Genomic DNA, 226 nt, shown 5'->3' with positions numbered 1-226 from the left:
AATGGGTGCAGTAGCATGTAGAGCAGATTATGTGATATTTACACCAGATAATCCTGCAAATGATGATCCTAAAATGTTAACAGCAGAATTAGCTAAAGGAGCGACACATAATAATTATGTAGAATTTGAAGATAGAGCAGAAGGCATTAAACATGCAATAGAAATTTCTGAGCCAGGTGATACAGTTGTTCTCGCATCTAAAGGGAGAGAACCATATCAAATCATG

The 226-nt window shown here is 36.3% G+C and carries 1 protein-coding gene; it reads left to right on the top strand.

The genetic code is table 11. The features are described from left to right. On the top strand, window positions 1-226 hold a 226-nt coding region (locus KA858_RS12670; RefSeq protein WP_481906480.1), incomplete at both ends, for a glutamate ligase domain-containing protein.

The organism is Staphylococcus sp. GDX8P80P (assembly GCF_017893095.1).
In the GTDB taxonomy this organism is placed as follows: domain Bacteria; phylum Bacillota; class Bacilli; order Staphylococcales; family Staphylococcaceae; genus Staphylococcus; species Staphylococcus borealis.
This window is presented reverse-complemented; position numbering and strand designations above follow the sequence as displayed.